This is a genomic window from Saccharothrix sp. HUAS TT1, from assembly GCF_040744945.1.
Taxonomy (GTDB): Bacteria; Actinomycetota; Actinomycetes; order Mycobacteriales; family Pseudonocardiaceae; genus Actinosynnema.
Window position 1 is genome coordinate 4,822,049 of the sequence record NZ_CP160453.1, and the last position, 26,949, is coordinate 4,848,997.

Consider the following 26,949-nt stretch of genomic DNA (forward strand, 5'->3'; position numbering starts at 1 on the left):
ATGAACGAGGACAAGCTGCTCGGCTACCTGCGGAAGGTCACCGCCGAACTGGCGCAGACCCGGGACCGGCTGGCCGCCGCCGAGTCGCGCGGGCAGGAGCCCGTCGCGATCGTCGGCATGAGCTGCCGCTATCCGGGCGGGGTCGACGACCCGGACGCCCTGTGGCGGCTGGTGGACTCCGGCGGCGACGCGATCAGCCCGCTGCCGGTGAACCGGGGCTGGCCGGTCGGGCTGCTGGCCGAGAGCGGGCCGGGGCGCGGTGGTTTCCTGCACGACGCCGCCGACTTCGACCCGGCGTTCTTCGGCATCTCGCCGCGCGAGGCGCTGGCCATGGACCCGCAGCAGCGGCTGCTGCTGGAGTCGGCGTGGGAGGCCGTGGAGCACGCGGGCATCGTCCCGGCGTCGCTGCGCGGCACCCGCACCGGCGTGTACCTGGGCGTCATGTACGGCGATTACGGCATCCTGCTCCAGACCTCGGAGGGCGACTACGAGGGCTACCAGGGCAACGGCAGCGCGGGCAGCATCGCGTCCGGCCGCGTCGCGTACACGCTCGGCCTGGAGGGGCCGACCCTGACGGTCGACACGGCGTGCTCGTCGTCCCTGGTGACGCTGCACCTCGCGGTGCGGGCGCTGCGGGCGGGGGAGTGCTCGCTCGCGCTGGCGGGCGGGGTGGCGGTGATGGTGCTGCCGTCGGCGTTCACCGAGTACGGGGCGCAGGGCGCGCTGGCCCGCGACGGCCGCTGCAAGGCGTTCTCCGACGCCGCCGATGGCCTCGGCTGGTCGGAGGGCGTCGGCACGCTGGTGCTGGAGCGGCTGTCCGACGCGCGCCGCAACGGGCACCGCGTGCTGGCCGTGGTCCGGGGGAGTGCGGTGAACTCCGACGGCGCGTCCAACGGCCTGACCGCCCCCAACGGGCCGTCGCAGCAGCGGGTGATCCGGCAGGCGCTGGCCGACGCGGGCCTCGGGACGTCCGACGTGGACCTGGTCGAGGCGCACGGCACCGGGACCGTGCTGGGCGACCCGATCGAGGCGCAGGCGTTGCTGGCCACCTACGGGCAGGGGCGCGCCGAGCCGCTGCGCCTGGGTTCGATCAAGTCGAACCTCGGGCACACCCAGGCGGCGGCGGGCGTGGCCGGGATCGTCAAGGTGGTGCAGGCGATGCGCCACGGCGTGGTGCCGCGCACGCTGCACGTGACCGAACCGTCCAGCCGGGTCGACTGGGCGGCGGGCGCGGTGTCGCTCGCGCTGGAGCCGGAGCCGTGGCCGCCGGTCGACCGGCCGCGCCGGGCGGCGGTCTCGTCGTTCGGGGTGAGCGGCACCAACGCGCACGTCGTGCTGGAGCAGGCGGCGGAGGTCGAGGAACCCGCCGGAGCCGAACGGCCCGGCCTGCCCGGCGGCGCGGTGCCGTGGGTGCTGAGCGGTCGCACGCCCGCCGCCCTGCGCGCCCAGGCCGAGCGGCTGCTGGAACGCCTGGACCCCGACGCCGACCCGCTGGACGTGGGCTACTCGCTGGCGCTGACGCGGACCGCGTTCGAGCACCGGGCCGCGCTGGCCGGGACGACGACCGCAGACCTGCGCGCCGGCCTGGCCGCCGTGGCCGGCACGAGCGCGGACGACCTGGCCGGCGGCGTCGCGCCGACGGTCCCGCCCGCCCCCGCGCCTGCCCTTGCGCCAGGAGGGAACCCCGCACCCGCCCTCGCGCCGGGCAGGAACCCAGCACCCGCGCCCGCCCTCGCGCCGGGCGCGAACCCAGCACCCGCGCCCGCCCTCGGCGTGGCGAACCGCGTCGAGCGACCGGTCTTCGTGTTCCCCGGCCAGGGCGCGCAGTGGACCGGCATGGGCCGGGCGCTCCTCGACCGCCACCCCGCCTTCACCGACCGCGTGGCCGAGTGCGACCGCGCCCTCTCACCGCACCTCGACTGGTCACCGCTCGCCGTCCTGCGCGGTGAGCCCGGCACGCCGCCCGCCGACCGGGTGGACGTCGTCCAACCGCTCCTCTTCACGATGATGGTGTCCCTGGCCGCGATCTGGCGGTCGGCCGGCGTCGAGCCCGCCGCCGTCATCGGCCACTCGCAGGGCGAGATCGCCGCCGCCTGCGTGGCCGGCGCGCTGTCCCTCGAAGACGCCGCGCTCGTCGTCGCCGTGCGCAGCAAGCTCATCGGCGAGCGCATGGCCGGTCGCGGCCGGATGCTCACCGCCATGGCCCCGGTCGACCGCGTCGAGGCCGTGCTGCGCGACCTGGGCCTCACCCCCGAGCAGGTGGCCGTCGCCGCCGTCAACGGACCGCGCACCACCACCCTCTCCGGCGACCCGGACGCGATGACCCTGGTCGAACGCGCCCTCGCCGCCGACCGGGTCATGCGGTGGCCGCTGCCGGGCGTCGACTTCGCCGCCCACTCGCCGCACGTGGCGCTGCTGCGCGACGACCTGCTGCCCGCCCTCGCGGGCATCACGCCCACCGCCTGCCCCGTCCCGTTCCACTCGACGGCCGACGACAAGCCCCTGCCCGGCGCCGCACTGGACGCCGGGTACTGGTACCGCAACCTGGCCGAACCGGTCCGCTTCGCCGACGGCGTCCGGGCGCTGGCCGGTGCCGGGCACCGGGTGTTCCTCGAACTCGGCCCGCAACCCGTGCTCTCCCTGGGCATCCAGGAGACCCTGGAGGAGGCCGGCGCGAACGCCGTCGTGCTGCCCACCCTCCGCGCGGACGACGGCGGCCCCGATCGGGTCGCGGCCTCGCTCGGCGCCGCGTTCGCGCACGGCGTGCCGGTCGACTGGGCCCGGGTCTTCGCGGGCAGCGGCGCGCGGGCCGTGCCGCTGCCGACCTACGCGTTCCAGCGGCAGACGTTGTGGCCCAAGGGTTCCCTGCTCGGCGCGGGCGACGTGGCGGCGGCCGGCCTGGACCGGCCCGACCACCCGCTGCTCGGCGCGCTCGTGCGGCTGCCCGGCGACGGCGGTCCGGTGTTCGCCGCCCGGCTGGCACCCGGCACCCCCGACTGGCTTGCCGACCACGCGTTCGGCGGCACGGTGCTGTTCCCCGCCACCGGTTTCCTCGAACTGGCCGTGCGCGCGGGCGACGAGGTCGGCTGCGGTCGCGTCCGGGAGCTGACCGTGCACGCGCCGCTCGCCGTCGACGCGCCCGTGCAGCTGCGGGTGGTCGTGGGCGCCGACGACGACGGGAACCGGTCGGTCGCGGTGCACTCGCGGCCCGACGACGACCCCGACTCGCCGTGGACCCGGCACGCGGTCGGTGTCCTGACCCCGGACGAGCCCGACGCGCCCGAGGCCGACCCGCTGCCCGCCGAAGCGTCCGAAGTGGACCTGACCGGGCACTACGACCGGTTGGCCGCGGCCGGGTTCGGCTACGGGCCCGCGTTCCGCGGCCTGACCGCCGCGTGGCGGCACGACGGCGAGGTGATCGCCGATGTCGCGCTGCCCGAACCGGTCCGGGCGCAGGCGGGCGACTACGGCCTGCACCCCGCGCTGCTCGACGCCGCCCTGCACGCCATCGGCTTCACCGGTCCCGGCGCGGACCGGCCGCACCTGCCGTTCTCCTGGTCCGGTGCGCGGCTGCACGCCTCCGGGGCGCGCGCCTTGCGCGTGCGGCTGACCCCGGTGGGCGACGCGGAGTTCTCGCTCACCGCCGTCGACCCGGACGGCGGGCTCGTGCTCACCGTGGACGAGCTCGCCCTGCGCCCGGTCGCCGACGCCCCCGAGCGCGACACCCGGTCGCTCTACCAGGTGACGTGGACCGCCCGGCTGCCCGAGGTCGACGCGCCGACCGGCACGTGGGCCGTCGCGGGGGACGACCGGCTCGACGTGACCGCCGCCCTGCACGCCGCCGGCCGGACCACCGACACCGTCCCGGACACCGCGGCGGCCGGCCTCCTGCCCGAACCGCCGCGCGCCGTGCTGCTGCCGGTCACCGCCGAACCCCTCGGCGACGAGGCGGCGGCCACCGAGGACGCCCTGGCCGCGGTGCTGGGCGAGCTGCAGGCGTTCCTGGCGGACGACCGGCTGCTGGACAGCGTGCTGGTCGTCGTCACCCGCGACGCCACGGCCGACCGGCCCGACCTGGCCGGCGCGGCCGTGGCGGGCCTCGCGCGGTCCGCGCAGTCGGAGAACCCCGGCCGCGTCCTGCTCGTCGACCTGGACGGCGAGGTGTCCTCGCTCGCGGCCCTGGCCGACGCGGTGGCTCGCGCGGCGACCCTGGGGGAGACCCAGGTCGCCCTGCGCGACGGCGTCGCGTTCGCGGGCAGGCTGGTGCGCTGCGAGCCGGAACCCGGCGAGGCGCCGCGCTGGGGCGAGGGCGCGGTCCTGGTCACCGGCGGCACCGGCGGGCTGGGCTCGCTGGTCGCCCGGCACCTCGTGACCGCGCACGGCGTGCGACGGCTGGTGCTGGCCGGGCGGCGCGGCCCGGCCGCCGGGGGCGTGGGCGCGCTGGTCGCCGACCTCACCGGGCTGGGCGCGCACGTCGACGTGGTGGCCTGCGACGTCGCCGACCGGGCCGCGCTGACCGGCCTGCTCGCCGAGCACCCGGTGACCGCCGTCGTGCACGCGGCGGGCGTCCTGGACGACGGCGTGCTCGGGTCGCTGACCCCGAAGCGGCTGGCCGCGGTGTTCGGGCCGAAGGCCGACGCCGCCTGGCACCTGCACGAGCTGACCCGCGACGCCGGGCTGGCCGCGTTCGTGCTGTTCTCCTCGTTCGCCGGCCTCGCGGGCACGCCGGGCCAGGCCAACTACGCCGCCGCCAACGCCTTCCTCGACGCCCTCGCCCGCCGCCGCCGCGCCGACGGCCTCGCCGCCACGTCCCTGGCCTGGGGCACGTGGGCGTCCGCGGGCAGCCGGGACAGCGCGATGTCCGCCGGCCTCACCGACAACGACCTGCGCCGGCTCGCCGCGGGCGGTGTCGTGCCGCTGGGCGCGGAGCAGGGGCTGGCGCTGTTCGACGCGGCGACCGCCCGCGCCGACGCCGCCGTCGCCCCGGTCCGGTTCGACCTGCCCGGCCTGCGGGCGCTGCCGCAGCCGCCGCCGCTCCTGCGCGCCCTGGTCCCGGCCGCCCGCCGCACCGCGAGCGCGACCGGCAACCGCGACCTGCGGCGCGACCTCGCCGGACTGGACGACGCCGCCCGGCTCGCCCGGCTCACCGACCTGGTGCGCGACCTGGCCGCCGCCGTGCTCGGCCACCCCGACACCGACGCCGTCACGCCCGAGCGCGGCTTCCCCGACCTCGGGTTCGACTCGCTCACCGCGATGGACCTGCGCAACCGGCTGCGCGCGGCGACCGGGCTCCCGCTGCCCGCCGGGCTGGTGTTCGAGCACCCCAGCCCGGCCGAGCTGGCCGGTCACCTGTCCCGGGAGCTGGCCACCGCGCCCGACGAGCCGACCGCGACCACCCGCCCGGCCGGCGAGGACACCGTCACCGCGCTGTTCCACCGCGCCCAGGCCGAGGGCCGCGCCGACGCCGCGATGGACCTGATGCGCAGCGTCGCCCGGCTGCGGCCGGTGTTCGCCGACGCGGGCGGCCTGACCCGGCCCGTCCGGCCGGTGCGGCTGGCCACCGGCGCGGCGGGCTCGCCGCACGTCGTGTGCGTCCCCGCGCTGGTCGCGCTGGCCGGCGTGCAGCAGTACGCGCGGTTCGCCGCCCGTTGCCGGGACCGGGTCGACGTGTCCGCCGTGCCGCTGCCGGGGTTCGCCGAGGGCGACGCCCTGCCCGCCGACCGGGACGCCCTGGTTGGCGTGCTGGCCGACGCGCTGGGGCCCGCGGACGGCGCCGGGCCGCTCGTGCTGCTCGGGTCGTCCACGGGTGGCCTGCTGGCGCACGCCGTGGCGGAGGAGCTGGTCGCCCGCGGCACGCCGCCCGCCGGCGTCGTGCTCGCCGACACCTACCTGATGGACGCCGACTTCGTCCGCACCTCCGGCGCCGGGCTGCTCGGCGGGCTCGCCGAGCGCAACAGCGGGTTCGCCGCGCCCGGCAGCGCCGGCCTGTCCGCGATGGCCTGGTGCTTCGACCTGATGTGGGACTGGCGGCCATCGCGCGCGGGCGTGCCGACGCTGCTGCTGCGGGCCACCGAGCCGCTGGCGCCCGAGCAGGAGGGCACCGACTGGCGCTCGCGCTGGGACACCGCGGACGCCGTCGCCGACGTGGTCGGCAACCACTTCACGATCATGGAGGACCGGGTCGCGGGCACCGCCGACACCGTGCTGCGGTGGCTCGCCGACCGGTGATCCCTTGAAGACGCAGAACGCGGCCGGTCCGTTTCGGAAACGGACCGGCCGCGTTGTTCGCGCTGTTCCGGGTGAATCGTCAGACGATGACCACGCGCGGCCCGGCCGCTTCGAGTTCTTCGGCGACCGCGGAATCTATTCCCGAGTCCGTGATGAGCGTTTCGATGTCGCTCAGGTCCGCGAATCGCGCGAAGTGGTCGTTGCCGATCTTGGTGTGGTCGGCCAGCAGCACGCACCGCCGCGCCGCGCCGATCGCCGCCCGCTTCACCATGGCCTCCGCCGGGTCCGGCGTGGTCAGGCCGCGCTCCGACGACAGGCCGTTGGTGGCGATGAACGCGACCTCCACGAAGCTGTCCTTCAACGCCTGCAGCGCCCACGCGTCGACCGACGCCAGGGTGCGGCTGCGCAGCCGGCCGCCGACCAGCATCACCGTCAGGTTCGGCCTGCTGGTCAGCATCAGCGCGATGTTCACCGAGTGCGTGACCACGGTCAGCTCCCGGTCCAGCGGCAGCAGGTCGGCCATCTTCGCGGTCGTCGTGCCCGCGTCCAGCAGGATCGTGCCCTCCTCGGGCAGCAGCGCCAGCGCCGCCTTCGCGATCCGCTCCTTCTCGGCCGTCATCACGCCCTCGCGGGTGGCGATGGCCGGCTCGAACCCCAACCGCTCCACCGGGATCGCGCCGCCGTGCACCCGGCGCAGCACGCCGTGGCGCTCCAGGGCGGTCAGGTCGCGGCGGATCGTCTCGGTGGTGACGGTGAACTCCTCGGCCAACGCGGCGACGTCGACCCTGCCCTTCGCGCGGGCACGGTCGAGGATGACCTGTTGGCGCTCCTCCGCGTACACGTTCTGCCCCACCCCCTGCGCGGAACCCCCGGGAAAGTCTAGTTGGCGCTATCCGAGCGCGGCAACGCGGTCGAGCTCGACCTCGATGGCCGAAGCGACCGCCGCCTGCTGCGCGATGAGGAAGAAATGCCCGCCGGGGAACTCCTCGACCCGGAACGCGCCCGTCGTGTGGTCCCGCCACGCCCGCGCCTCGGCCGCGGTCGTCTTCGGGTCGTCCACGCCGGTGAGCACCGTGATCGGGCACGACACCACCCGTTCGGGCGGGCACCGGTAGGTCTCGATCGCGCGGTAGTCGCCGCGGATCGCGGGCAGCGCCATCCGCAGGATCTCCTCGTCGCCCAGCACGGCGGCCTCGGTGCCGTTGAGCAGCCGCAGCTCCGCGATCACGCCCTCGTCGTCCAGGCGGTGCACGGTCTCGTCGCGGTGGGTGGACGGACCGCGGCGGCCCGAGGCGAGCAGCGCGGCCGGCGCGCCGGGCAGCCCGGCCCGCTCCAACCGCCACGCCACCTCGAACGCCAGCACCGCGCCCATGCTGTGCCCGAAGAACACCGTCGGGCGGGGCGCGAGGGCGGCCAGCTCGGCGACGACCCGGTCCGCGAGCGTGCCGATGTCGTCCAGGCACGGCTCGCGGCGCCGGTCCTGGCGGCCGGGGTACTGCACGGCCAGCACGTCCGCGCCGGGCGCGAAGCGGGCCGACAGCGGGTGGTAGAAGCTGGCCGACCCGCCCGCGTGCGGGAAGCACACGAGCCGGACGGGGCTGTGCCCGCCGGGGTGGTAGCGGCGCAGCCAGGCGGTCGAGGTGGTGTCTGCGGGCGTCGTCACGCGAGTCGTGCTCACGTTGATCAGTGAACCGCCCGGGGGACCGGCAAATCACTAGAACCGGACATCGGGCGGTTGATCGCCCCGGATCGGCGGATAGCGTTCACCCCACCGGAACAGCGCGGTCGGGGGAGGGTGACGTCATGCCGCAGGGCCTGCTCGGTCGGGAGGCCGAGTTGACCGCGGTGCGCGGCGGGGTGGCCAGGGCGCGCGCGGGCGGCGCGGGGGTCGTCGTGCTGCGCGGACCGCGCGGCAGCGGCAAGACCACGCTCCTCGACGCGTGCGCCGGCGTGGTCGGCGTGCCCGTCCGGTCGGTGCGCTGCGCCGAGGGCGCCTCGCCGGGCGAGGTGGTGGCCGGGCTGCTGCCCGACGCGCCCACCGCGGGCTGCGCGCCGCCGTCGCACCGCTACCGGGCGTTCGTGCGCGACCTGACCCGCGACGCGCCGCTGGTGCTGCTGCTGGACGACGCGCACTGGTGCGACGCCGCGTCCGTGGAGACGTTGGACGTGCTCGTGCGACGTGCGCCGGGGCTGCTGGTGGTCGCGGCCGTCGGCGGTGCGCCCCGGTCGGCGGGCGGCTGCTGGGGCGTGGCCGCGGCGAGGTCGCACGCGGTGGACCTGGCCCCGTTCACCGAGGTGGAGGTGGCCGAGCTGGTGCGCCGCGCCTGGGGCGCGCCGGGCGACCGGGGGTTCGCGGCGGACTGCGCGCGGGTCACCGGCGGCAACCCGCTGGCCCTGCGGCGGCTGCTGGACCGGCTGCGCGGCGCCGGGGTGCGGCCGGAGGCCGGGTCGTGGCCGTCGGTCGTCGCCGAGGGCGTGGAGGTGCTGGCGGACCTGCTGCCCGCGCACCTGGCCGGGCACGACGACGCGCTCGCCGTGGCCGAGGCGGTCGCGGTGCTCGGGGTGACCGACCCGGCGTCGGTGGCGACGCTGGTGGGCGTCTCCGAACCGCTGGCCGCCGCCGTGCTGGCCGACCTGGGCTGCGCCGCCCTCCCGCGGCCCGCCGAACCGGCCGCCACCGCCCTCGACCTGCCCGCGCGGGCCCGGCTGCTGGACGTCCTGCTCGCCGACCTCGACCCGGCCGAGGTCGCCGTCCGGCACTCCCGCGCCGCCCGGATGCTCAGCGACGCCGGACGTCCCGCCGCCGAGATCGCGCCCCACCTCCTGGCCCTGCCCGCCCTGCCCCAGCGCTGGATGCGGGTGGTCCTGCGCGAAGCCGCCCGCGTCGCGCCCGACCACGACACCACCGTGCGCTACCTCGACCGCGTCCTGACCGACTTCCCTGGCGACGTCCCGGCCCTGGTCGACTACGCGCGCGCCGTCGGCGACCGCGACCCGCACGTCGCCGACCGGCTGCTGCGCTCGGGCCTCGACGCCACCACCGACCCGCGCGACCGCGCCACCCTGGCCATCGAACTCGCCCTGCTCGCACCCGCCGTCCCCAAGGCGGAACCGGTGCTGCCGCTGCTGGAGGACGCGCTGCGCCCGCTCGTCGGCGTCGACCGGGAACTGCTGATGCGCGGCCAGGCGGCGCGGTTGGCGGCGAGCTGGACGCGCGCCGCGCAGGTCTCGGGGGAGTCGGCGCACCACGCGCCCGCCGGCGACACCCCGGCCGAGCGGACCGTGCTCGCGCTGCTGGCGTTCACCGACCTGCTCGGCACGTCGCCCGCCACGACCGCCGCCGCCCGCGCCCGCGCCGCCCTCGCCGAACCGGGCGACCTGGGCTGGCCGCACGCCGCCGCCGCGTTCGCGCTCGCCGCCGCGGGCGACCCGGACACCGCCGTCGCCTGCCTGGGCCGGGTCCTGGACACCGCCGCGCCCACCGGCTGGACGCGGTCGCTGGCGGCCCTGCTGCGCGCGCTGATCACCGTCGACACCGGCGACCCGGCCGACGCCGCCGCCGACGCGTCCGCCGCGATCGGGGCGCTGCACACCGTGGACACCGCCCGGGTGGTCCTGGCCACCGCCCTGCACCGCCAGGGCGACACCCCGGCGGCCCTGGCCGCGCTGCCCGACACCGGCGTCGACGCCCCGGTCCTCGGCCGTCCCCTGGGCCTACTGCTGCGCGCCGACGCCGCCGAGCTGGACGGGCGGCCGGACGAGGCGCTGCGCTACTTGGACCGGTGCGCCGCCGAGACGTCCCAGCTGGGCGTGGCGAACTCCGTCCTGGCGCCCTGGTGGCTGCCCTCGGCCCGGCTGCACGCCGCCGCGGGCCGCTCCCGCGAGGCAGCTCACGCCGCCGCCACGGCGTGGGGCGCCGCCGACCGCTGGGACACCCCCGTGTCGAGGGGCCTGGCCCTGCTCGCCGCGGGGTACGCCGCCGACCGCCCGGGGGTCGACCTGATCGCCGACGCGGTGGACGTGCTGGCCCGGACCCCGAACACGTGGCACCGCGTGCACGCCGAGGCGGCCCTGGGCGAGGCGCTGCTGCGCAGAGAGGACCGGGGCGGCGCCCGCAAGTGGTTCCGCGCCGCGGCGGACCGGGCGGCCCGCACGGGCTACCGGGCCGTGGCCGACCGCCTGAGGTCCCGCCTGGTGGCCGCGGGCGGCCGACTGCACCGCGGCGCGGACGAGGGGCTGACCACCGCCGAACGCCGAATCGCCGAACTCGCCGCCGCCGGGGTGACGAACCGGGAGATCGCCGAACGCCTCCGGATCACCCTGCGCACGGTGGAAACCCACCTGACCAACGTCTACCGCAAGCTCGACCTGCCGGGCCGGTCCGCCCTGCGCCCACCGCCGGACCGGATCTGATCGGCACGGGCGGCAGGTCCCGCCGCCGACCCCCGCCGAGCGGCCGCCCTCGCGCGACCGCCCGAACGGACCCGACCGGCAGGAGCCACCGGTCCCACCGCAGACCCGCCCGCCCGGTCCGCCCTCGCCGACCCGCCCTAGCGCGACCGGCCCTCGCGCGACCGGCCGGAATCCCTTGCCTACAAAGGGATGTTGCCGTGCGCCCCACGCGCCGGCGCGGCCTCCGCCAGCAGCGCGGCGATCCGCCCGCGCGTCCCGGCCGGGTCCACCACCTCGTCCACCGCCCCGATGCTCATCGCCAACCCGACCCCGCCCGCGATCACCGCGTGCTCGGCGGCCAGCCGCTCGCGCAGCGCGGCCCGCTCCTCCGGCGACTCGACGGCGGCCAGCTCGCGCCGGTGGATGATGTCCACCGCCGCCCCCGCCCCCATCACGGCCACCTCGGCGTCCGGCCACGCCAGCACCGCGGTCGCGCCCAGCGACCGGGAGTTCATGGCGATGTAAGCGCCGCCGTACGACTTGCGCGTCACCAACGTCACCCGCGGCACGGTGGCCTCGGCGAAGGCGTACAGCAGCTTCGCCCCCCGCCGCACGACGCCGTTCCACTCCTGAGCCGCACCGGGCAGGTAGCCGGGCACGTCGACCAGCACCACCAGCGGCACGCCGAACGAGTCGCACAGCCGCACGAACCGCGACGCCTTCTCCGCCGACAGCGAGTCCAGGCAACCGCCCTTGCGCAGCGGGTTGTTCGCCACCACCCCGACGGTCCGCCCGCCCAGCCGCCCGAAGCCGACCACGACGTTGGGCGCCCACTTCGCCTGCAGCTCGACGAACGGCCCGCTGTCCAGCAGCCCGCGCACCAGCGGCCGGACGTCGTAGGCGCGGCGGGGGTTGTCCGGCAGGCACGCGCGCAGGTCGGCGCCCTCGCCGAGCGACCCGGTGTCCACCACGCCCTGGTCCGCCAGCAGCGACACCAGCTCGCGGGTGTGGTCCAGCGCCTCGTCCTCGGTGTCCACCGCGACGTGCACGACCCCGGACTTGCGGCCGTGCGCCTCGGGACCGCCGAGGCCCTCCATGTCGACCGACTCGCCGGTCACCGCGCGCACCACGTCCGGTCCGGTCACGAACACCCGGCCCGCGCCGGACATCACCACGACGTCGGTCAGCGCGGGACCGTACGCGGCGCCGCCGGCGGCCGGCCCGAGGACGACGGAGACCTGCGGCACCCGGCCGGACGCGCGCACCATGGCCGCGAACACCCGCCCGATGCCGTCCATGGCGGCCACGCCCTCGGCGAGCTTCGCCCCGCCCGAGTGCCACACGCCGACGACCGGCACGTCGTCGCGCACGGCGGTGTCGATGGCCGCCGCGATGAGCGGGCACTCGTCCACGCCGATCGCGCCGCCCTTGACGGTGGCGTCCGTGCAGTACACGACCACCGGGTTGCCCGCGACCTCGCCGCGCGCCACCACGACGCCGACGCCGGGCTCCCGGAACGTGATCTCGACGGTGCCCGCGTCGAGCAACCGCTCCAGCCGCCGCACCGGGTCGCGCGGGTCGGGCACGGCGCGGCCGGCGGGCAGGTCCAGGGTCTGCGTCATCGCGCGCTCCTCCGGTAGGAACTGGGGGCGACCACCAGTCAAGCCGCGCGCGACTCCGGAAAACCCCAGTCCTGCACGGGATCAGGCCAGCCGCAGCAGTCCCGCGTGGACGCGGTTGAGCAGTTCCAGCGACGGCCCGTCGGCGGTCGGCGCGCGGTCGTCGTGCGCGACCACCAGGCCGTCGGTGATGGCGTCGCTGATCAGGACCCTGGCCACGCCCAGCGGCACGCCCAGGTGCACGGCGACCTCGGCCACCGACAGTGGCGCACGGCACAGCCTGTGCAGCCGGAGGGCGGTCGCGTCGGCGGGCGGCGGCGCGCCCGGCGCGGCCGACACCATGCTCTCCAGGCGCAGCTCGTGGGCCGCGCGCGTGCGGCCCCTGGTCCGCACGTACGGGCGGGCCGTCGGGGCGGGCTGCTCGGCCAGCTCCTCGGCGGTGAAGTACTCCGTCGGCTCCTCGACCGGCTCGGGTTCCGGCTCCGGTTCGGGCTCCGGCTCGGGCTCGTCGACGGGCTCGGGTTCCGGGAGCGGTTCCACGACCGCCGGCGCCTGGTCCGGGGGCTTGGGGCGGAAGTCGTTGGCGGCCCACGTCTCGTAGTCGCGCCAGCCGCCGAAGGCGAGCGGGTGGAACGTGGTCGCGGCCGGCTTGGACTTGTGGCGCTTGGTCATGGCACTCGATCTTTCGGCGGGCACGCCCCCATCAATCGGCCGATCGTGCCGGCCGAAGACTCGGGTTTCGTCCAGTCTTCGTGTGGTCGGGGTGTGAACGGGTGCGGTCTGGGACACAGTAAGCACACTCCGCGCGCCATCAAAGGTAAAACCAGGCCAACGCAGCCAAAGCCAAGCCGGCGACTTGGCGAACCAACATCTGCCGGCTATGCTGCCGGCTGTGGCGGCGGTCACGTTCCAGCAGCAGGGGGAGTGTGATGGAGATCGGGACGACGCGAGACCCCGGGTCCGCGTTCGGGCCCGGCGCCGCGCCGAGGTGGGCGTCCCACGCACCCGGTCTGCTCGTGGACCGCGACGACGAGGTCGAACAGCTCCGCCACCGCGTCGCCGACCTGGCCCGGCGCGGTCGGTCCGGGATGGTCACCGTCACCGGTCACCGCGGCACGGGGCTCAGCGCGATGGTGGCGCTCGTCGTGGCGGAGGCGCGGGCGGTCGGGCTGCGGGTCGCGACCGCGCGCGGTGTCCCGGCGGAGTCCGACCTGGCCTTCGGAGTCGTGCGCCAGCTGGTGGCCTCGGTAACTGAGAGCGCTCCCACGACCATCGGCGCGACCCTGCGCGGCACCACGGGCCTGGCCGCGTGCCAGGTGGAGGAGACCGCCATCCCCGCGTTGTGCGCCGACTTCCTCGCCATGGCCAGGGAGCACCCGCTGGTGGTGGCGCTGGACGACGCCCAGTGGACCGACGGGCCGTCCTGGCGCTGGTTGCGCGCGATGGCCCGGCGCCTCGGCCAGGCGCCGCTGCTGCTGGTGCGCGCCGGCACGCACACCCTCGACACGCCCGGCTGCCCCGACTGGCGGCCCGAGCCCGACCACCCCGGGGCCCGCGTGATGCGGCTGCGCCCGCTGCGCGAGCCCGGCGTCCGCGAGGTCATCTCGGCGCGCTACCCCGGTCCGGTGGACGGCTCGTTCGTCGCCGAGGCCCACTCCGCGACCGGCGGCAGCCCCGCCGTGCTGCACGAGGTGCTGTCCCGGCTGGCGCGGGCGCAGCTGCCGCCCGCCGCCGAGCAGGTGCCGCAGCTGGCCGCCTCGGCCGCCGCCGTCCTGGGCGACCGGGCCGCCGACGCCGTCAGCACCCTGCCGCCCGACGCCCTGACCCTGCTGCGCGCCCTCGTGCTGTGCGGCGACGCCCTCGGCTTCGAGCTGACCTGCGCCCTGGCTGCGCCCCGGCACGTGCCCGCCGCCACCGCCGCCGCCCTGCTGCACCAGGTCGGGCTGATCACCGGCGACGACGAGCTCCGCCCCGCCGGTCCCGAGGTGCGCGCGGGCGCCCTGGCCGGCCTGCCCGCCGACGAGCGCGACCGCCTGCTGCGCGAGGCCGTGGCGATCGGCAGGCGGGCGGCGATCCCGGACGACCGGCTCGCCGCCCTGCTGGTGGCCGCGCCACCCGTCGACGCCGAGTGGGCCGCCGCCCTGCTGGTCCGGGTCGCCGCCCGCCGCCGGGAGGCCGGTGACCACGCGGCCGCGGCGGCCCTGCTGGCCGCGGCGCTGCGCGAGCCGATGAGCGCGGAACGCCGGCTCGGCCTGCTGGTCGACCTGGGCGCGCTGGAGGTGGTCGACAACCCGCGCGCGGCCGACCGCAGGCTCCGCCAGGCCCTGCTGGAGACCGCGCCGGACGGGCCGACCGCCGTCCTGGCCGCCGACCTGCTGCACGCGCACGGCGACGCGCCGACCGCCCGCCGCGTGATCGCCACCGTGCGCGCCCGCGGCGAGGCGGACGGCGCGGACACCGCCGCCCTGGCCGCCATCGGCTGGCTGGCCGACAACGACTGCACCCCCGACGCCCTGCACCCCGCCCGCGCGTTCCCCGACCCGCCGACCGACTCGCCGGACGTCGGTGAACCGGTCGGCGCGGGCGTCGCGGCCTGGGCGCTGACCCTGCGCGGCGAGCACCGGGCGCGGGCCCGCGCGCTCGCCCGGTGCGCCCTGGCCGCGCGCGACGACGACCGGCCCGCGCCGTTCGGGCACCGCCTGCACGCCTGCCGCGCGCTGCTGCACGCCGACGACATCGCCTCCGCCGTCGTCGGGCTGGACGCCGTGGTCGCCGACGCCCGCCGTCGCGGCGTGCCCGCCGTCGCCGCTGTCGCGCTCCTGCACCGCGGCTGGTGCGAGCTGCGCCGGGGCAACCTCGCCCAGGCCGAGGACGACCTGGCGCGGGCCCGCGGGCACCTGCCCGCCGACTCGTGGCACCCGCGCGTCGCGCCCGCCGTGACCGCCCTGGCCGGGATGGTGCTGCTGGCCCGCCACGAGGTGGACGACGCCGCCCGCGCGACCACCGCCGCACCGCCCGCCGAAGCCGACCGCGGCGCGGCCTGGGGCCTGCTGCAGTGCGTCCGCGGCGAAGTGGCGCTGGCGCTCGGCGACCCGACGACCGCGCTGCGCCGGTTCGACCGCTGCGGCCGCGTGCTGCTGGCCCGCGGCTGGGTCAACCCGGCCCTGGCCGCCTGGCGCTCCCTGGCCGCCACCGCGCACGCCACCCTGGGCAACCGCGACACCGCCCGCGCGCTCACCTCGGACGCCGTGGAGCGGGCCGTGCGCTGGGGCGCGCCGAGCACTCTCGCGCAGGTGTCGCTGTGGGCGTTCCGCGTGAACCAGAGGGGTGGCACGACCACCCCCGACACAACGCCCCCCGGCCCGCCCGCCCCCGACCACGGCACGACCGCCCCCAACGCCGCCGACCCCAACGCCGCCGACCACAGCATCGCCGCCCCCGACGCCGCCGACCTCAACGCCGGCGACCACAGCATTGCCGACCCCAATGCCGCCGACCACAGCATCGCCGTCCTGGCGGGCGCGGGCCGGTCGGCCGCCGAGATCGCCGGGCTGCTGGACGTGCCGGTGCACGCCGTGCGCCGCAGGCTCTCCACCTTCCCCGCCCACCCCCGGGCGCCGAGGCGCTGACGTGCTCGCCGAGCGGGAGGACGCCCTCGACGCGGTCCGGCAGGCGTTCGCCTCGGCCGGCGCCGGGTCGCCGGGCCTGCTGCTGGTCACCGGCGTGCCGGGGGCCGGGCGGTCCGCCGTGCTCGCCGAGGCCGCGAACCTGGTGGACGGTGGCGTCGAACCCGCCAGGGTGCTGCGCGCCGACGCCACGCTCGCCGAGTCGGCGTTCCCGTTCGGCGTGGTGCAGCAGCTCGTCCGGCCCGTCGTCACCGGCGCCGACCCGGCCGAGCACGACCGCTGGTTCACCGGCCCGGCCGAAGCGGTGCGCCCCCTGTTCCTGGACGACGTCGCGCACACCGCCCCGCACACCGCCCCCTCCGCCGACGCCGTCCTGCCCGGCCTGCACGCCCTCGTCTCCCACCTGGCCGAGGACCGGCCCCTGCTCCTCGCCGTCGACGACCTCCAGTGGACCGACCACCCCTCGCTGCGCTGGCTCGCCTACCTGGTCCGCCGCCTCGCCCGGACCCGCCTGCTGCTCCTGGCCACGCTCGCCGACGGGCACGCGGTGGCCGAGCCCGGCCTGGTGGACGACATCGCCACCGCCGCCGACCGCACGGTCCAGCTCGCCCCGCTGTCGGCGGTCGGCGTGCACCGGGTGCTGGTCGCCGAGTTCGGCGAGCCCGTCGACCCGGCGTTCACCGCGGCCTGCCACGCGGTGACCGGCGGCAACCCGGCCGCGCTGCTGGCCGTCGCGCACGGCCTGCACGCCCGCTCGGTGCGCCCGACGGCGTCCGCCGCGGCGGTGGTCGCGGCGGAGAGCCACGGGCTGCTGCGCGAGCGCAGGCTGTTCCACCTGAGCACCCAGCCCGCGCCGGTGCGGGAGGTGGCGCACGCGCTCGTGGTGCTCGGCGACGGCGCGGACACCGACCTGGTCGCGGAGGTCGCCGGCCTGGACTCCCTGGGCTGCAAGAGCGCCGTGCACGCGCTGGACCGGCTGGGCCTGCTGTCCTCGGTGGACCCGCCGCGGCTGGCGGACCCCGGCGTCGGCGTCGCGCTGGAGGCGGTGATGCCGCTGCCGCAGCGGGAAGCGCTGCACCGGCACGCCGCCACCGTGCTGCACGACGCCGGTCACCCCGCCGAGCGCGTCGCCGAGCAGCTGCTCCGCGTCACCCGCGGCTACCTGCGGTGGGAGGCCGACCTGCTGCGCAGCGCGGCGGCCTCGGCGCTGGACCGCGGCGCGGGCGAGCGGGCCGTCCGCTACCTGCGCCGGGCGCTGCTGGCCGGGCCGCCCGGCGGGCCGGAGCGGGCCAGGCTGCTGGTCGACCTGGCCGCCGCCGAGCGCGGGGCCGACCCGGCGTCCTCGGTCAGCCACGTCGCCCAAGCGCTGCCCGACCTGCCCGGCGTGCCGGAGGCGGCGGTCGCCGTGCTGTCCGTGCCGTTCGCGCTGGCGACCCGCAGCCCGTCGGTGGCCGCCGTCCTGCGCACGCACGCCGCCGCGCCGGACCCGCAGCTCGCGGTCGCCAACCCGGACCTGGCGCTGCGCCTGGAGGCGCGGGGCCGCGCCCTGGACCGCTTCGGCAAGCAGGGCCTGACCGACGCGGTGGCCAGGCTGCGCGGGTTCGGCGTGGCCCGGCCGCACGACACCGGCGGCGGCCGGGAACTGCTCGCGGTCCTCGCGCACGCCGCGGCGGCCACGGCCGCGCTGCCCGCCACCGAGGTCGCCGCGCTCGGCGCGAACCTGCTCGACCGCGAGCAGGCCGACCCCGCCCACGTGCACACCGCGCTGCCGCTGGTCATCACCGCGATGGTCGCCGCGGACGCCGGCGCGGTCGTCGCGCCGTGGCTGGAACGCGTGTGGGACTCGGCGCAGCGGCAGGAGTCCACGGGCGTCCGGTCCGCCGTCGCCGCGCAGCACGCCGCCGTGCTGGCCGCCACCGGCAACCCCGGCCGGGCCAGGGCGCTGGCGCTGGCCGTGCTCGACGGCGACGCCTCGGCCTGGCCGGAGTCCACCGCGACTGCCACCGTGGTGCTGACCTCGATCGCCCTGCACACCCAGGACGGCGAACTCGCCCGCCGCGTGCTGGACACCGCGCACGACGCCGCGGACCCCCGCCTGGTGCTCACCCACCTCGTGCTGCGCGGCCTGCTGGACGCCCTGCGCGGCGACGTCGTGGCGGCGCTGGACAAGATCCTGGCCTGCGGCGAGCGCGCCGCCCGCTTCGGCTGGACCAACGCGACCGCCCTGCCGTGGCGGGTCTGGGCGGCCGGGCTGCACCAGCGGCTCGGCGACCTGGACCGGGCCTCCGCGCTCGCCGAGCGCGAGTACGCGGCGGCCCTGGCGTGGGGCGCCCCGACGGCGGTGGGCCGCGCGCTGCGGTTGCGGGGCATGCTGCTCGGCGGCGTGGAGGGCATCGGCGCGCTGCGCGCGGCGGTGGACCGGCTGCGCGCCGGCGGCGACCCGATCGAACTGGCCCGCGCCCAGGTGATGCTGGGCCGCAGGCTCACCGCGCTCGGCGACCCGGCCGCGAGCCAGTCCGTCGAGGAGGCCGACCGGATCGCCCGCGCCGGCGGCGGGGTGTGGCCGGCGGGCAACGACGAGGCCGAGCTGACCGGGCCGGTGCTGCGGTTGGGCGCGTCCGGCGCCGCGGAGCTGACGCGCGCCGAGCAGTCGGTCGTCGCGATGGTCGTGCGCGGGTGGACCAACCAGCGCATCGCGGATTCGCTCGGCGTCACCCGCAGGGCCGTCGAGAAGAATCTGACGGGCGCTTATCGGAAACTCGGCGTGCCCGGCCGTTCGGTGTTGGTCGAGCAGTGGCGCGCGCTGGTGCCCGAGTTGGAAGTCCACGTGGCCGACGAGCGCTGAGCGTGGTCGTTGCCGGTGTCGTTGTCGCTGCCAATTTCGTTCATGTTGTTGTCACCCTGAGTGACCGTTCGTTCGTTGGGTGCAATAGTGCGGTCGAACCACGAGCTTTTTGGCGCGATCACGTGCCTGAGGTTCGGTCCGAGCGTCCGTTCGGCAGGTCCGTACCGCTGACCGGACGGTACCGAACCACTCCAACGGGTGACTGGCCACGTCCGAACCGTCCGGTCCGTCCACCACGGTTTTAAGTCCGTATGGTTGCGGTTCTGTTGATTTCGGTGAGTGTGGTCCATATCATGTTGGTTGTTGCTTTCCTCCGGTTCGTCTGCCGGTAAAGCCTTCGGCGGCTGCCGTCGATCTTCGTCTCGAAACTTGGGAGGAATGGTCTTCCGATGAGCACGGATATGGCCGACATCGCGATTCAGGACGTGGGCGGGGCGTTTCCGGCGTGGCCCTCGACCGACAGTTGGCCGGACAGCGGTCGTGGGGTCTTCCGGTCCTTCTTCGAGCGCTCCGGCATGTGCGTGGCCCACCTGAACCGCTCCCTGCGCATCCTGGAGGCCAACGCGGACTTCTACCGCCAGTTCGGCCGGGGTCCGGCGGAGCTGTCCGACCGGGAGTTCTGCGACCTGCTGCACCCGAGCGTCCGCGAGCGGCTGGGGCAGCAGCTGTCCCGGCTCGCCGACGGGCAGCGCCCGCGGTTCGCGGACCGGGTCCTGGCGCTGCGACCGGGCGACAGCGCCCTGTCCGGCGAGCTGACCGGGTTCGCCGTGCACGGCGAGGCGGGTCTGGTCGACAGCGTCGTGGTGCTCGTGCGCCCGGAGAAGTCCGCGGGCGACGGGCACTTGGTGTCCGGCAAGGCCAAGCTGCTGACCGCCATGGACGCCCGCATCCTGGAGGGTGTGGCGGCCGGTGTGTCGACGGTGCAGCTCGCCGCGACGCTCTACCTCAGCCGCGGCGGCGTGGAGTACCACGTGTCGACGCTGCTGCGGAAGCTCAAGGTCAAGAACCGGCCGGCCCTGGTCTCCAAGGCGTACTCCATGGGCATCTTCGGCGTCGGCTCGTGGCCGCCCCGCGTGCTGCCCGAGTACGTCAAGTAGCCCGTCGCGCTCGGTACGTGTTGGTTCGTGTGGCTTCCCGGGGGTCGTGTAGCGCTGGTGCGACTAGGGGAACTCATAGTTTCTCCGCTGTGGCCCTTGTGTAAACAACACAAACGAATCTAAAGTCACCCAAACCAACCCGCCCGACCGGTGGCGGTGCCGGAAAGACTTCGAGGTGGTGTGAAGTGTTCTTGACCGTGACGGCCAACCCGAGCGTGGACCGCACAGTCGAGGTCGACCGGCTGACCAGGGGCGACCTGCACCGGGCGTCCGGGGTGCACGTGCAGCCCGGCGGCAAGGGGATCAACGTCGCCCGCGCCCTGGTGCGCAACGGCTGCAAGGCCCGCGCCGTGGTGCCGGCCGGTGGCGCGGAGGGCGACCAGCTCATCCGCCTGCTCACCGAGTACAGCATCGAGGTCGTGCGGGTCGCCGCCCTCGGCCCGGTGCGCAGCAACATCACCATCGTCGAGCCGGACGCCACGGTGACCAAGCTGAACGAGGCGGGCGCCCGCCTGAGCGGCCCCGAGCTGGAGGCGTTCTTCGACGCGGTGCTGGCCCACATGTCCGGAGTGGACTGGGTGGTCGCCGCCGGCAGCCTCCCACCGGGCGTGCCCGCCGAGTTCTACGCGGATTTGATCGACCGACTCGCCCACACGGGGGCGAAGGTCGCGGTGGACACCAGCGGCTCCGCGCTGCTGGCCGCGGTGGAGGCCGGACCTGCCCTGGTCAAGCCCAACCTGGAGGAGTTGGCCGAGGTGGTCGACCGTCCACTGCGGACGTTGCGGGAGGTCGTCGACGCGGCCCGGGAACTGCGTTCCCGGGGGGCGAAGGCGGTGCTGGCCAGTCTCGGCGGGCAAGGCGCCGTGCTGGTCGACGGCGAGGGCTCCTGGCACGCCGAGGCACGGGCGGAAGCCCGCAGCTCGGTCGGCGCCGGGGACGCGCTGCTCGCCGGTTTCCTCTCCGCAGGGGGAATTGGCCCCTCCGCACTGGCCACGGGCGTCGCTTGGGGAGCGGCGGCCGTTTCGTTGCCCGGCAGCACGATGCCGGGTCCCGAAGACGTGCGCGCACACCGGGTGGTGGTGCACCCGGACATCGAGTGGGACCGCCGGATCGACGTCTGATCCGACGGTTCCCGCCGGTCGCCGACGCCGGGCGAAGACGCCCGGTTCCGCCGCCGCAGCGACGGCGTTCTCCCTAGTCCCTCCAGCAGTAGTGGAAGTGTCAACGATGACGAGCAACGACACCCAGGCCCCTGAAGACACCCAGTCCCGCGGCCAGCGCGCGCGGGTGGGCATCCAGCGCTTCGGTGGACACCTCGCCGCCATGGTCATGCCCAACATCGGCGCGTTCATCGCGTGGGGCCTGATCACCGCGATGTTCATCCCGACCGGGTGGATCCCCAACGAGACGATCGGCGAACTCGTCGGTCCGATGATCACGTTCCTGCTGCCGACCCTCATCGGCTACACCGGCGGCCGGCTGGTCCACGGCCAGCGCGGTGCGGTGGTCGGCGCGATCGCCACCTTCGGTGTGATCGTCGGCGCGGAAATCCCCATGTTCCTCGGCGCGATGCTCGTCGGCCCCCTCGGCGGCTTCCTGATCAAGCTGTGGGACGAGAAGGTCGGCGTGAAGGTCGCGCCGGGCTTCAAGATGCTGGTCGACAACTTCAGCGCCGGCATCATCGGCGGCGCGCTCGCGGTCGGCAGCCTGTTCTCCATCGGCCCGGTCGTGGAGGGCATCACCAAGGCCCTCGGCAACGGCGTGCAGTGGCTGCTCGACGTCGGCGTGCTGCCCCTGGTGTCGGTGATCGTCGAGCCCGCCAAGATCCTGTTCCTCAACAACGCCATCAACCACGGCGTGCTGAGCCCCTTGGGCGTGGCCGAGGCGCTGGCCAACGGCAAGGCGATCCACTTCCTCATCGAGGCCAACCCCGGTCCGGGCCTGGGCGTGCTGGCCGCGCTGAGCGTGTTCGGCCCCCGCGCCGCCCGCGCCACGGCTCCCGGTGCGATCGTCATCCACTTCCTGGGCGGCATCCACGAGATCTACTTCCCGTACATCCTGGCGAACCCGAAGCTGCTGCTGTCGGTGATCGCCGGTGGCGCGTCCGGTGTGCTCACGTTCAGCATCTTCGACGCGGGCCTGGTCGCGACGCCGTCCCCCGGCAGCATCATCGCCGTGATGGCCGTGACGCCGAAGGGCGGGCACTTCGCGGTCATCGCGGGTGTGCTGGCCGCCGCGGTCGTCGCGTTCGTGGTCGCCGCGGTGCTGATGAAGTTCGGTCGGGACGCCCGCCGCGAGGAGCGGGACCAGCAGCTCGCCAACGGTGGTGCGGTCGCGGCCTGACCCGGTCAGACTCGGGAGCACCGGACGAGAGGAGAGGGACATGAGCATCCAGGGCAAGGACATCACGAAGGTGGTCATCGCCTGCGACGCGGGCATGGGCAGCAGCGTGATGGTGGCCTCGCAGATGGCCAAGCGGCTCAAGCCGTACAAGGTGGCCGTGCAGCACAGCCCGGTCAACGAGATCCCGGGTGACGCGCAGGTCGTGCTGTGCCAGCAGGGTCTGGTGCCCAGGGCGCTGAAGAACTCGTCGGGCGCGGTCGTCATCGGCTTCCAGAACTTCATGGGAGACCCGGTGTTCGACCGCGTGGAAGCCGCCATCCGGGACGGTGGGGAGCTTGGCTGAGCTGCTGACCGCGGCGGGGGTCCGGCTCGGCCGGACCGCCGCCGACCGCGCCTCGGCGATCGACCAGGTCGGGGCCGCGCTGCTGGAGCTGGGCGCGGTCGACCCCGAGTACCTGACCGCCATGCACGAGCGCGAAGCCTCGGTCTCGACGTTCATCGGCGAGGGCGTGGCCATCCCGCACGGCACGGACGCCTCCAGGGTCCACGTCCGCCGGTCCTCGCTGGCGGTGCTCCAGTTCCCCGAAGGGGTCGACTGGGGCGGCGAGGACGTGCGGCTGTGCGTCGGCATCGCGGCCAGGGGAACGGAGCAGGTCGGCATCCTCAGCGCCCTGGCCCACGTGCTCATGGAACCCGAACTGGCGGCCGAGCTCCGCGAGGCGCCCGACGCCGACACCGTCCTGCGCATCCTGCGGACGGTGGACATTGAGAAGGACGAGGAGACAGCGCAGTGAAGGTGGCCCGGTTCTACGCGCCCGGCGACATCCGCATCGAGGACATGCCCGAGCCCACCGCGGGCCCGGCCGAGCTGAAGCTGCGGGTGCGCAACACCTCGACGTGCGGGACTGACCTGAAGATCTTCCGGCACGGGCACCACCACATCGACCCGCCGCGCGTGATCGGCCACGAGATCGCGGGCGAGGTCGTGGAGGTGGGCTCGGAGGTGGACGGCTGGGCCGCGGGGGACCGGGTCCAGGTCATCGCCGCCATCCCGTGCGGCGAGTGCCCCGACTGCCTGCGCGGGTGGATGACCATCTGCCCCAACCAGCTGTCGATGGGCTACCACTTCGAGGGCGGCTTCGCCGAGTACATGATCGTGCCGGCGAACGTCCTCAAGGTGGACGGCCTCAACCGCATCCCGGAGGGCGTGAGCTACGCGGAGGCGTCGGTCGCCGAGCCGCTGGCGTGCGTGCTCAACGGCCAGGAGCTGGCCCGCGTCGGCGACGGCGACACGGTCGTGGTCGTCGGCGCCGGTCCGATCGGCTGCCTGCACGTGCGGCTGGCCCGCGCCCGCGGCGCCGAGAACGTCTACCTGGTGGAGCTCAACCGCGGCCGGCTCGACATGGCCGCCGAGCTGGTCAAGCCGGACGCGGCGATCTGCGCCGCCGAGGTCGACCCGATCCAGGCGGTGCTGGAGCTGACCGGCGGGCGCGGCGCGGACGTGGTCATCACCGCGTCCGCGGCGGGCAAGACGCAGGAGGACGCGCTGAAGATGGTCGCCCGCCGCGGCCGGATCAGCTTCTTCGGCGGCCTGCCGAAGGACAACCCGATCATCGCCTGCGACTCGAACCTCGTGCACTACCGCGAGCTGACGATCGTCGGCGCGAACGGGTCCAGCCCGGACCACAACAAGAAGGCGCTGGAGCTGATCTCGACGGGCGCCGTGCCGGTGGCCGACCTGATCACGCACCACCTGCCGCTGGACGAGGTGCTGGAGGCCATCGACGTGGTCGCGAGCGGCACCGCCATCAAGGTGACGATCGAGCCCGCCGCGGGCTGATCGCGCACCACCCGCACGAACGGTCGACGAGGACGAGGAGGGGGCGGAGTTGCCGCAGGTGGCTGAGGTGTCGCAGGAGTCGGTCGGTTCGAGGGAACTGGCCGGCAACCCGGCGAGTCCCGGGCAGGCGGTCGGCGTGGTGGCCAGGACGGCCGCCGCGCCCGAGCTGCCCACCGAGGTCCCCGCGCCGGGACCGGCGCGGGACGAGGTGGACGCGGCCGTCTCCGCCCTCCGCTCGGTGGTCGCGGACCTGGGCGATCGGGCCGCCGGCCTGACCGGCGAGGCCCGCGACATCCTCGACACCCAGATCGCCATGGCGGACGACCCCGCCCTGGTCGACGGCATCCGCGCCGCCGTCGACCGGGGCCGTCCGGCGGCCTGGGCCGTGCACGACGCGTTCGCCGTCCACCTGGAGGCGCTGGCCGCGCTCGGCGGGTACCTCGCCGAGCGGACCGGCGACCTCGCCGACCTGCGGGACCGGGCCATCGCGGTGCTGCTGGGCGTGCCGACGCCCGGCGTCCCGGTGCGCGACGAGCCGTTCGTGCTGGTGGGCGTGGACCTCGCGCCCGCCGACACGGTCACCCTCGACCCGGCCAAGGTGCTGGCGATCGTCACGTCCAAGGGCGGGCCGACCAGCCACACCGCCATCCTCGCCCGCTCCCTCGGCATCCCGGCCGTGGTCGGGTGCGCGGACGCCGACTCGCTCGCCGACGGCGAGCTGGTCGTGGTGGACGGCGCCCGCGGTGTCGTGGTCACGTCCCCCGACGACGACGCCGCCGACCGGGTGGCCAGGGCCGCCGCCGAGCGCGAGGCCGCGCTGGCCCGGTACAGCGGTCCGGGCGCCACCGCCGACGGCCACCAGGTCAAGCTGCTGCTCAACGTGGGCGGCGCGACCGACGGCGACGTGGACGCCGAGGGCGTCGGCCTGTTCCGCACCGAGTTCCTGTTCCTCGACCGCACCGACGCGCCCTCCCGCGAGGAGCAGCGCCGGGCGTACGGGGAGGTGTTCAAGGCGTTCGGCGCCCGACCGGTGGTCGTGCGCACGCTCGACGCGGGCGCGGACAAGCCGCTGCCGTTCGCCAACGCCGACGCCGAGCCGAACCCGGCGCTCGGCGTGCGCGGCTACCGCGTGTCGTGGCGCAAGCCGGACCTGCTCGCCGACCAGCTGGCCGCCATCGCCGACGCCGCCGCCGACCACGGCGCGGACGTGCGGGTGATGGCGCCCATGATCGCGACCGCCGCCGAGGCCAGGGAGTTCGTCGCGCTGGCGCGGTCGGCCGGTCTCGCGAACGTCGGCGTGATGATCGAGATCCCGGCCGCCGCGCTGCGCGCCGCCGACATCCTCGCCGAGGTCGACTTCGTCAGCCTCGGCACCAACGACCTGTCCCAGTACGCGTTCGGCGCCGACCGGGTGCTCGGCGAGCTGGGCGCCCTGCTCGACCCGTGGCAGCCCGCGCTGCTCGACCTGGTGGCCGTGGTGGCCGAGGCCGGTCGCGCGGCGGGCAAGCCGGTGGGAGTGTGCGGCGAGGCCGCGGGCGACCCCGGCCTGGCGCCGGTGCTCGTGGGCCTGGGCGTGACCAGCCTGTCCATGTCCGCGCCCGCCGTGCCCGCGGTCCGGGCCGCGCTGCGCGAGCGCACGCTGGACGACTGCACCGACCTGGCCGAGCGCGTCCGCCGCGCACCCGACCCGGCCACCGCGCGCACGTACGCGCTCGGCTGAGAGAAGGGGCGGGCGACGATGTGGAGGAACCACCCGTGACCGTCCCGCTCCACTCCCAGCTCTCCACCCACACCCCGCCGCCCACTGCTGCCACACCAGCACACCCCGCTGCCGCACGGCCCACTGCTGCACGGCCCACTGCCGCGCACTCCGCTGCCGCGCGCCCTGACACTGCGCCGCACGGCGCTGCGCTGCAGGCCGCCGGGCCGCGTGCCGGTGTGCGGCAGGGCGCTGCGCCACATACCGCTGTGCCGCGCCCCGGCGCCGCGCATCCCGCTGCCGTCCACTCAGCCGCCCCGCGACCCGTCGCCGCGCACTCCGCCCCCGCAGGCGTTCCGCGCAACCCCGAAGCCGCGTGCCGCTGGTACGAACGGCACTTCGGCTGGCACGTGGCGCCCGGCCCCACCGGGGTCAGGCTGGTGCTCGGCGGCGGCACGGTCGGGTTCCTGGCGCCCGCCGACCTGGCGCGCGTCGTGCTCGCCCGCTTCGACGCGGTCGGCGTGCCCGCTCCCGCCGTCGTGCACCCGGACGGCCGGGTGGTCTTCCTGACCGACGCCAACGACCGCTGGTGGAGCCAGGGCGACATGCCCGCCGGCGTGATCTTCCTGCGCGCGCCCGCCGAAGTGCCGCTGCCACCCGCACCCGTGCCCGGCGGCCGGGTGCGCTGGGCGCGCCCGATCGAGACCGGCGAGCGCTGGCTGCCGGTCGCCGAGGGCGTGCTGTCCGTCATCCGCTCCGCGCTGCGACCCGAGCGCCGGTCGACCGGCACGCCCTGGTTCGCGCGCGACGTCGAGTTGTCGACCGGCCGGTTCCCCCGGCCGGTCCGGCGGGAACGCGTCGGACGCGCGTTCCCGCACCGTGAGGAGGAGGCAGAGTTGCCCAGTACACGAGTCACCATCGGTTCGTCGGTCGGCCTGCACGCCCGACCGGCCAAGCTCCTGGTCGAGGCGGCGCGCAAGCAGGGTGGCAAGGTCCGCATCGGCCGCAGCGAGGACGCCATGGTCGACGCGGCCAGCATCCTCGCGGTCATGTCGCTCGGCGTGAAGGGCGGTGAGGAGGTGCTGCTCACCGTCGAGGGCGACCAGGCCGACTCCGCGCTGACCGAGCTGACCGAGCTGCTGTCGACCGACCACGACGCCGCCCCCGCGGCCGAGGGCTGATCCCCGATCGGCCGGGAATCCAAGCGATTCCCCAGTTCTGCCAAGCCATACTCGATGTGCGCACTTCGGACGGTCCGCC

At 75.9% G+C, this 26,949-nt stretch carries 16 protein-coding genes; 12 read left to right on the forward strand and 4 right to left on the reverse strand.

Annotation, left to right across the window (positions count from 1 at the left end; genetic code table 11):
- On the forward strand, positions 1-6,228 hold the full coding sequence (locus AB0F89_RS22525) for an SDR family NAD(P)-dependent oxidoreductase (RefSeq protein ID WP_367127523.1): 6,228 nt from the start codon (positions 1-3) through the stop codon (positions 6,226-6,228).
- 79 nt (positions 6,229-6,307) lie between these two features.
- Here the strand turns inward: AB0F89_RS22525 and AB0F89_RS22530 are convergent, their stop codons facing one another.
- Both AB0F89_RS22530 and AB0F89_RS22535 read right to left on the reverse strand, forming a co-directional pair.
- On the reverse strand, positions 6,308-7,069 hold the full coding sequence (locus AB0F89_RS22530) for a DeoR/GlpR family DNA-binding transcription regulator (protein ID WP_367138974.1): 762 nt from the start codon (positions 7,067-7,069) through the stop codon (positions 6,308-6,310).
- Positions 7,070-7,117: 48 nt separating this feature from the next.
- The gene (locus AB0F89_RS22535; protein ID WP_367127525.1) at positions 7,118-7,906 is read right to left on the reverse strand and encodes a thioesterase II family protein; all 789 of its coding nucleotides are present in this window, start codon (positions 7,904-7,906) and stop codon (positions 7,118-7,120) included.
- A 125-nt stretch (positions 7,907-8,031) separates the two neighbouring features.
- On the opposite strand from AB0F89_RS22535, the gene AB0F89_RS22540 reads away from it, so the two are divergent.
- A complete protein-coding gene (locus AB0F89_RS22540; RefSeq protein WP_367127526.1) occupies positions 8,032-10,641 on the forward strand; it encodes an AAA family ATPase in 2,610 nt (869 codons plus the stop codon).
- Between the two features lie 179 nt (positions 10,642-10,820).
- Here AB0F89_RS22540 and AB0F89_RS22545 read toward each other — a convergent pair whose 3' ends face one another.
- Together AB0F89_RS22545 and AB0F89_RS22550 are read right to left on the reverse strand one after the other, a co-directional pair.
- On the reverse strand, positions 10,821-12,242 hold the full coding sequence (locus tag AB0F89_RS22545; protein WP_367127527.1) for an acyl-CoA carboxylase subunit beta: 1,422 nt from the start codon (positions 12,240-12,242) through the stop codon (positions 10,821-10,823).
- Between the two features lie 81 nt (positions 12,243-12,323).
- Positions 12,324-12,911, reverse strand: a complete 588-nt coding sequence (locus tag AB0F89_RS22550; protein ID WP_367127529.1) for a DUF742 domain-containing protein — start codon at positions 12,909-12,911, stop codon at positions 12,324-12,326.
- 257 nt (positions 12,912-13,168) lie between these two features.
- On the opposite strand from AB0F89_RS22550, the gene AB0F89_RS22555 reads away from it, so the two are divergent.
- From AB0F89_RS22555 to AB0F89_RS22600, 10 genes are all read left to right on the forward strand, one after another.
- Positions 13,169-15,868, forward strand: a complete 2,700-nt coding sequence (locus AB0F89_RS22555) for an AAA family ATPase (protein WP_367127530.1) — start codon at positions 13,169-13,171, stop codon at positions 15,866-15,868.
- Between the two features lies 1 nt (position 15,869).
- A complete protein-coding gene (locus AB0F89_RS22560) occupies positions 15,870-18,710 on the forward strand; it encodes an AAA family ATPase (protein ID WP_367127531.1) in 2,841 nt (946 codons plus the stop codon).
- 389 nt (positions 18,711-19,099) lie between these two features.
- Entirely contained in the window at positions 19,100-19,807 is a 708-nt protein-coding gene (locus AB0F89_RS22565) for a PAS domain-containing protein (RefSeq protein ID WP_367127532.1), read from the forward strand.
- Positions 19,808-19,992: 185 nt separating this feature from the next.
- Positions 19,993-20,928, forward strand: a complete 936-nt coding sequence (gene pfkB / locus AB0F89_RS22570) for a 1-phosphofructokinase (RefSeq protein ID WP_367127533.1) — start codon at positions 19,993-19,995, stop codon at positions 20,926-20,928.
- Positions 20,929-21,034: 106 nt separating this feature from the next.
- Positions 21,035-22,150 (forward strand): mannitol-specific PTS transporter subunit IIC, encoded by a 1,116-nt coding sequence (mtlA, locus tag AB0F89_RS22575; RefSeq protein WP_367127534.1) that lies wholly within the window; start codon positions 21,035-21,037, stop codon positions 22,148-22,150.
- Positions 22,151-22,190: 40 nt separating this feature from the next.
- Positions 22,191-22,493: a PTS lactose transporter subunit IIB gene (locus tag AB0F89_RS22580; RefSeq protein WP_367127535.1), complete on the forward strand. Its 303-nt coding sequence runs from the start codon at positions 22,191-22,193 to the stop codon at positions 22,491-22,493.
- Positions 22,477-22,944 carry a PTS sugar transporter subunit IIA gene (locus tag AB0F89_RS22585; protein ID WP_367127536.1) on the forward strand — a complete coding sequence of 156 codons (468 nt, stop codon included), beginning with the start codon at positions 22,477-22,479 and terminating at the stop codon, positions 22,942-22,944. Before AB0F89_RS22580 ends, AB0F89_RS22585 begins: the two co-directional genes overlap by 17 nt.
- A complete protein-coding gene (locus AB0F89_RS22590) occupies positions 22,941-23,990 on the forward strand; it encodes a zinc-dependent dehydrogenase (RefSeq protein ID WP_367127537.1) in 1,050 nt (349 codons plus the stop codon). Before AB0F89_RS22585 ends, AB0F89_RS22590 begins: the two co-directional genes overlap by 4 nt.
- Positions 23,991-24,048: 58 nt before the next feature.
- Positions 24,049-25,710 (forward strand): phosphoenolpyruvate--protein phosphotransferase, encoded by a 1,662-nt coding sequence (gene ptsP, locus AB0F89_RS22595; RefSeq protein WP_367138976.1) that lies wholly within the window; start codon positions 24,049-24,051, stop codon positions 25,708-25,710.
- Between the two features lie 248 nt (positions 25,711-25,958).
- A complete protein-coding gene (locus AB0F89_RS22600) occupies positions 25,959-26,870 on the forward strand; it encodes an HPr family phosphocarrier protein (RefSeq protein WP_367127538.1) in 912 nt (303 codons plus the stop codon).
- The last annotated feature ends 79 nt before the right edge of the window (positions 26,871-26,949 follow it).

Excerpts from the sequence above, each read along its gene's own strand:
- AB0F89_RS22545 (WP_367127527.1), bottom strand. The coding sequence starts at position 12,242 with ATGACGCAGACCCTGGACCTGCCCGCCGGCCGCGCCGTGCCCGACCCG.
- AB0F89_RS22525 (WP_367127523.1), top strand. The coding sequence starts at position 1 with ATGAACGAGGACAAGCTGCTCGGCTACCTGCGGAAGGTCACCGCCGAA.
- mtlA (WP_367127534.1), top strand. The coding sequence starts at position 21,035 with ATGACGAGCAACGACACCCAGGCCCCTGAAGACACCCAGTCCCGCGGC.
- AB0F89_RS22555 (WP_367127530.1), top strand. The coding sequence starts at position 13,169 with ATGGAGATCGGGACGACGCGAGACCCCGGGTCCGCGTTCGGGCCCGGC.
- AB0F89_RS22565 (WP_367127532.1), top strand. The coding sequence starts at position 19,100 with ATGAGCACGGATATGGCCGACATCGCGATTCAGGACGTGGGCGGGGCG.
- AB0F89_RS22540 (WP_367127526.1), top strand. The coding sequence starts at position 8,032 with ATGCCGCAGGGCCTGCTCGGTCGGGAGGCCGAGTTGACCGCGGTGCGC.
- AB0F89_RS22580 (WP_367127535.1), top strand. The coding sequence starts at position 22,191 with ATGAGCATCCAGGGCAAGGACATCACGAAGGTGGTCATCGCCTGCGAC.
- AB0F89_RS22550 (WP_367127529.1), bottom strand. The coding sequence starts at position 12,911 with ATGACCAAGCGCCACAAGTCCAAGCCGGCCGCGACCACGTTCCACCCG.